We start from the raw sequence: 6,558 nt of genomic DNA, 5'->3' as shown, positions 1-6,558 counted from the left end.
TACTATATTCCAAAACGACACAAAAAAATCGCCGAACCCCAGTAAAATCAAAAGGTACAGCGATTTTTTTGTTTAGCAACTGTCAAAGACAGGAGTATAAAACGGTTTCTGACCAATGTCAAGCCAGAAAGATTTAAGCCCTCTTACACTGTCTGATTTGCCAGACAGAATTCTTATAATTCCGGAATCACTGTCGTCCATAGATGATTTCCTATTTTCTGGAAATCCCCCTCCAGTGACATCACAGTTACTACTACATCTTTATCCGGAAATGCCAGGCAGAACTGACCATAATTTCCATCGGATCGATAGGAACCGGCTTCCGGATTCATTACAAACTGATATCCATATCCAAAACCGGAATAAAGATTTCCCGGACTTCCTGCCACTGAATTATCCACCAGATTGGACGTTGCCATCTTCATGTACGACTCTGGCACCAGCTGTTTTCCATTATAATTTCCCTTGTGAAGAATCATCTGTCCATACCGGGTAAACTCATCAATATTCACATAAAGTCCATTCGCCGCATGCACATGCCCTTTCGGACACAAAGTCCAGTCTGGATTTCCAATTCCCAGCGGCTCAAAAAAGCGATTTCTCAAATATTCCAGAAGATTAACTCCCGCACGTTTTTCAATCGCGCAGCTGATCATATAAGTATTAAAATTGCTGTACAGCCATTCTGTTCCCGGTTTTTTTATCACTTTCGCATTCTCGAAGAAATATCGGATCCAGTCCGGAGTTGTGTAACGCTCCGGCCAGTCACAGAAAAACAGAGAGCTTTCCAAACCTGTAGTCATTGTCAGCATATTTTCCAGCGTTACATCCCCCAGATATCCTTCCGGATTCTCCGGTGCATACTCTGGAAAAATATCCACAATCTTCTCATCAAGTCGAATCAGCCCTTCATCAAGTGCGATTCCTGCCGCACAGGACACAACACCCTTGCAGGCAGACCAGGTGTTAAGGCGTGTCTTGACCGGCATTCTTTTATATTCTGCCGTTAACTGTCCTTCACGCCATATCTGCGCATACATAACATTGAGATTTTCTTTTAAAGTTTTGATAGCAAATTCATTGATCAGGTTCTGGTCTTTATTCATAAACATTAATCCTCCCACACACTTGTTTCCATCTTTACATCAGGACTTACACTTCTAAACCATCCGTAAGCCATGCATACTACAATGGCTATCAGACTGATGATTACTACCGGAAGTTTCAGGCTTCTGCAAGAATTGATAAAAAATGCAGATATATGCAAACAGGCTCAAACAGCAGAGGAAATAATATTTTCCGTTAGAAATATGCATTGGTGATTTTTCCCATGCTTCTGCATGTTTTTTCGGAAGCTGGAAATACGCATAAATCTGCAGAAATGCCAATGCTGATGCCAGAAGCATAATATTATTTACAACATCACTGATAGAAAAGTCCAGTAACACAGGTAATATTCCCATAAGATAAGTAAATGTCATCAGTTTCCAGTAAGCCCCTCTTCTGTTCTGAGCTGCCCATGATTTCGGAAGCCATCCATCTTTACAGGACTGTGCAACCGGAATACAGTTATTGGAAATTGTTGAATTAATGGATGAAGACAGTGCAAGTACCGGACCACCAATCATAAATACTGTGAAAAGTGCCGGATTTAAAATATTTTTTGCAACCAGGGTAAGCGGCTGTCCGGCTACCTGATCCAGAGGAAGCACACCACTTGCTACAATTGCAACACCGCCATATATAACCATCAGTGTCGGAATACAGTACAGAAGTGCCTTTGGAATATCTTTATGTGCCTCTTTTGCCTGTTTACCATAATTCATAATGCAGGAATATCCGTTTGTTGAATATACATACAGCATGATTGCGGAAAAGAATCCGGATGGACCATTGGAGAAAAAGTCTGGTGCTGTAAACTCAAACACCGGATTTTTCAGCTGGAGGCATCCCAGAACAATAAACAGACCAAGTGCAACAAACAGCAGGGTAACCAGAATTTTCTGTACCTTCGCCATTACATCCACACCACACAGATTGATGGCAAAGAACACACTCAGGGCTGCAATTCCAAACCATTTCGCATTAATCTGCGGCCACAGGGAATTTGCATACATACCAATTGCCACACCATAAGTCGCCAGATTGATCGTCTGTGGCAAAAATCCTACTGCATACATACCGGCAACTCGTTTGCCGGCCATATCTCCTACCAGAGAATAAAATCCTCCTCCAAGTTTCAGTGTAGATGTAATCCATGGAATTGGTGCAATCATCATAAATCCCCAGATACATGCAGCTACATATGCCAACCATGCTGACTGACCAGTCAAAAGAATTGCCGGTCCGATCAGTGTCAGAACACCCGATCCAATCGCCTGTCCTACACCGATTGTATAAAGATCACTTCGTTTCAGGTAACCTGTTTTTTCTTTTATTTCCTTTACTGTTGACGACATAAAAGCCCCCCTTTTTTATTGACTTTAATATTAATAGTGCAATTAATTCTTTTTCTGACGTCATATGAATTATTTAATGCTATATTAACATCTAGGTTTCAAGATTTCTATTGACAATATTATTAAAAATACACACTTTAATTTGTGCATTATTTACATCTTTTTTATGTTAAGAAGAATTTTTTACTCCATTATATTGTAATCAAACTTTACACCTGTTATAATTTATTATACTAATCGTACAGTACAGGAGGTTTTCATGAAAATAGAACAGTTGATCCGTGAAAAAGTATCTTTCCTTTCTGCCGGTCAGAAGAAAGTTGCCGAATATATATTACAACACCTTGATTCATTCAGTTATTCCACCCTTGCGAAACTCAGCAAGGAAATTTCCGTAAGCGAAACCACTATCATACGCCTTGCCTATTCCCTGGGATTTGAAAGTTTTTCTGAAATGCAGCGTACTGTACAGAATGATATTCTTTCCGTTCCTACGGTTATAAAAGACGATTCACTGCTGGATAGCGGAAATTTTTATCAAAACATCATTGCCAATGAACTCCATTCCATGGAAAGCTGGGCATCTCATCTGAATCAGGAAGATATGGATCAGATTGTTACCCATCTGAGCAATGCCAAAAAACGCCTCATTGTTGGTGCACGCTCTTCCTACAGTGCCGCTCTCTGGATGGGAACTCTGTTGAATCAGCTTCTTGGAAATACCAAGGTGGTTCACGAATTTTACGATTCCAATTTCGAATATCTCACAGAAGCATCCGAGGATACAGTTGTTCTTCTGATCTCTTTTGCCCGCTATACCAAATGGTCTCTGAAATATGCACAGATTGCCAAAAATCATGGTGCAAAGATACTCGCCATCACAGACAGCATTTCATCACCGGCATGGGCGCTGGCAGACCACGCTATCATTATAGAGATCAATCTCAATGAAATGGGATTTAACTCCTTCTCATGCCTCTATTGTCTGTTTGACAGTATTGTTGCAAAAATCCGCAAAACCAGGTGCAAATCCATCAGTACACGACTTCATGACCTAGAAGAACTTTATTCAGACTTTGATCTTTTTTACGAATAATAATTTCAGGGGGGGATTATCATGCAGGAAATTTTAGATATTTTTCTTGAGAAATCAAAGCAACATCATTCCAATATCATCTACGCACAGATATATAAAAATGATCTTCTAAAAGAAGAATTTAGACTTTTTCCGGTCAAAACCCGTTTAAATATATGGTCTATTAGCAAGCCTTTTGTTGCAATGGCCGCAGGTATCGCAGAACGTGAAGGACTGATCACTCTTGATGAATACATTTATCCTTGGTTTGAAAAATATTTCCCTTCCGACCCTTCTGAAAATCTGTACAAGATAAAGATCCGTGATCTTCTTACCATGTCATCCGGTCAGAAAGATCCGCTCTTTTTCTGCGATGGACCAGAGCGATACAGAGAAAAGGACTGGGTGAGATATTTCTTTCAGAATGATTCTTTTCCATATACACCTGGTACTCATTTTGTGTACAGCAATTTTTGTTCCTATATTTTATCTGTTCTTCTGGAAGAGAAATCCGGAACGGGTCTGCTGAATTATCTGCGATATCGTTTCTTTGAACCGGTTGGCATTCCGAATCCGGACTGGACCCTCTGCCCTCAGGGACATTGTATGGCAGCTAACGGACTGTATCTGACGATTGATGAATTGGCTCGTTTTGGACATCTGCTTCTGCATGAGGGTTCCCTGAACGGAAAACAGATCGTCCCAAAAAAATTCGTGATTGATGCCTGTCAGAAACATATCGATTCTTACAATCCACTGACGGAGCATCCGGATTACCAGAGCTATGGTTATGGATATTTCATATATATGGGACCTATGGAAGATACACTGATCCTGTCCGGCAATTACGGCCAATACTGCGTCGTTGACAAAAAACGTCAGATGGTATCCTGTGTCATGTCCCTGGATGGCAATGACCACAAAAAAATCCGTGATGATCTGGTGGATTCTCTTGCAGAATATTACGGTGTAAAAATTTCACATATATAAAAAAATGCCACTCCGCGGCCACATCATATGATATTCGCAATCCGCTAGCGCTACTTGCTCATAAAAAAATGCCACTCCGCGGCCACATCATATGATATTCGCAATCCGCTAACGCTACTTGCTCATAAAAAAATGCCGCTCCCGCGGCATTTTTTATATCACTAACCAATCCTCAACCATAGCTGTATTATGTAGCAGTACTGCCTCATTTCCCTTTGTTACAAAAATCCTCTGCACAAACACATCCACAACTTCGCCTTCCCGGACGGGTTCTTCGTCAAGGCTTCTTCTGGCGCTGAGTGTGGTGTTTCCTACACGGACTTTCAGTTCCAGGCTGCTGCCGCGGAACGCGACTCGTTCTACGATGCCCTCTGTTGCGGAGCTTTTATATTTCTGCTCCTCGTTCTTCTTTGTCACTTTTACAAACTCCGGACGGACAATGGCTTTTTCGCCTCCCGGAACTTCCTCGAAGTGATTGAACACCTGATAATCATCGATCACAGAAGTCTGCCCGAAAAATCCCGCCGTAAACGCAGTATCCGGATTCTGATAAACCTCCAGTGGAGTTCCCTTCTGCTCGATCCGTCCACGGTTGGTAATAATAATTTCATCCGCCACCTCAATAGCCTCATCCTGATCATGAGTAACAAAAATGCTGGTGATCCCCAGCTTCTCGATCATATCCTTCAGCCAGCTTCGAAGCTCCGTACGGATCTTTGCATCGATCGCCGCAAAAGGCTCATCCAGAAGGAGAAGCTGCGGATTCGGAGCCAGAGCCCGGGCAAAAGCAACTCGCTGTCTCTGACCACCGGACAGCTGACTCGGATATCTTTTCTCCAGGTCCTTCAGCCCGATTAGCTCTACCAGTTCCATAACCCTCTGCTTAATATACTTCTTGTCCGCCTTCTGCACCTTCAGGCCAAATGCAATATTATCATACACCGTCATATACCGGAAAAGAGCATAATTCTGGAACACAAATCCAATGCCTCGCTCGCTGGCAGGCACATCATTGACCACTCTTCCGTCGATGATGATCTCACCGCTGTCCGGCTGCTCCAGACCGGCGATCATACGGAGAATCGTAGTTTTTCCGCTTCCGCTGGGCCCCAGAAGACCGATCAGCTTCCCCTTTTCGATACCAAAGCTTACGTTATCAGATGCCTTGTAATCCCCATATGTTTTATTGATATTTTTTAACTCAACGTACATCGCCTTTTTCCCCCTTTCCTTTATGCTCCAGAACATTTCTTGCGATCAGAAGGATCACCGCCAGGATCACCAGGATCGAAGAAACCGCAAATGCCGGAACATACTGGAATTCGTTATAAAGAATTTCCACATGAAGCGGAAGTGTATTTGTTTTTCCACGGAGATGTCCGGACAGTACGGACACAGCTCCAAACTCTCCCATGGCTCTGGCTGTACACAGCACAACACCATAGAGAAATGCCCACTTGATATGTGGAAATGTCACCTTGGTAAAAATCGTCCAGCCTTTTGCTCCCATCAATGCTGCCGCCTCTTCCTCATCGGACCCTATGGATTCCAGAACCGGTATGATCTCTCTGGACACAAATGGAAATGTGACAAAGATCGTTGCCAGGACAATTCCAGGAACTGCAAACACGATCTGTATCCCTGCACTTTCAAGAACAGAATAAAGAGGACTCTGCTTTCCAAAAACCAGGATATAGATAAGACCTGCGATAACCGGTGATACTGTAACCGGAACATCGATCAAAGTGGTAAGAAGCTTTTTTCCCCGAAAATGAAATCTGGTCATTGCCCATGCCGCACACAGACCAAAGATCGTGTTGCATACAACAGCCGCAGCCGTCGCCCCAATGGTCAGCTTCAGCGCTTTCAGCGTGTACTCATCTGTCACCGCCTGCACGTAGCACTGCCAGCCCTTGCTCAGCGCCTGGGTTACAACAACCACCAGAGGCAGTACCAGCATCACAAAAAGAAAGATCACGGAAATCCCGATAAGGATCCATTTCACCGGCCCGGAAGCCTGCTTCTTTTTTCATC

Annotated in this window: 6 protein-coding genes; 2 read left to right on the top strand and 4 right to left on the bottom strand. The window is 43.0% G+C overall.

The window, feature by feature from the left end; all coding sequences use genetic code 11:
- Window positions 1-173: 173 nt before the first annotated feature.
- Together CK1_RS12635 and CK1_RS12630 are read right to left on the bottom strand one after the other, a co-directional pair.
- Window positions 174-1,106, bottom strand: a complete 933-nt coding sequence (locus tag CK1_RS12635) for a serine hydrolase domain-containing protein (protein WP_015526600.1) — start codon at window positions 1,104-1,106, stop codon at window positions 174-176.
- A 54-nt stretch (window positions 1,107-1,160) separates the two neighbouring features.
- Window positions 1,161-2,459, bottom strand: a complete 1,299-nt coding sequence (locus CK1_RS12630; RefSeq protein WP_015526599.1) for an APC family permease — start codon at window positions 2,457-2,459, stop codon at window positions 1,161-1,163.
- A gap of 259 nt (window positions 2,460-2,718) precedes the next feature.
- Here CK1_RS12630 and CK1_RS12625 point away from each other — a divergent pair, with 259 nt between their 5' ends.
- On the top strand, window positions 2,719-3,555 hold the full coding sequence (locus CK1_RS12625) for a MurR/RpiR family transcriptional regulator (RefSeq protein ID WP_015526598.1): 837 nt from the start codon (window positions 2,719-2,721) through the stop codon (window positions 3,553-3,555).
- 21 nt (window positions 3,556-3,576) lie between these two features.
- The gene (locus tag CK1_RS12620) at window positions 3,577-4,524 is read left to right on the top strand and encodes a serine hydrolase domain-containing protein (RefSeq protein ID WP_015526597.1); all 948 of its coding nucleotides are present in this window, start codon (window positions 3,577-3,579) and stop codon (window positions 4,522-4,524) included.
- Between the two features lie 153 nt (window positions 4,525-4,677).
- Here CK1_RS12620 and CK1_RS12615 read toward each other — a convergent pair whose 3' ends face one another.
- Window positions 4,678-5,736 carry an ABC transporter ATP-binding protein gene (locus CK1_RS12615; protein WP_015526596.1) on the bottom strand — a complete coding sequence of 353 codons (1,059 nt, stop codon included), beginning with the start codon at window positions 5,734-5,736 and terminating at the stop codon, window positions 4,678-4,680.
- Entirely contained in the window at window positions 5,726-6,529 is an 804-nt protein-coding gene (gene cysW, locus CK1_RS12610; RefSeq protein WP_306288911.1) for a sulfate ABC transporter permease subunit CysW, read from the bottom strand. The genes CK1_RS12615 and cysW overlap by 11 nt, the downstream gene beginning before the upstream one ends.
- Window positions 6,530-6,558 lie beyond the last annotated feature (29 nt).

It is taken from the genome of Ruminococcus sp. SR1/5 (genome assembly GCF_000209835.1).
Lineage (GTDB): Bacteria > Bacillota > Clostridia > Lachnospirales > Lachnospiraceae > Blautia_A > Blautia_A fusiformis.
The sequence above is the reverse complement of the archived record's forward strand: the minus strand, read 5'-3'. Positions and strand labels throughout refer to the sequence as shown.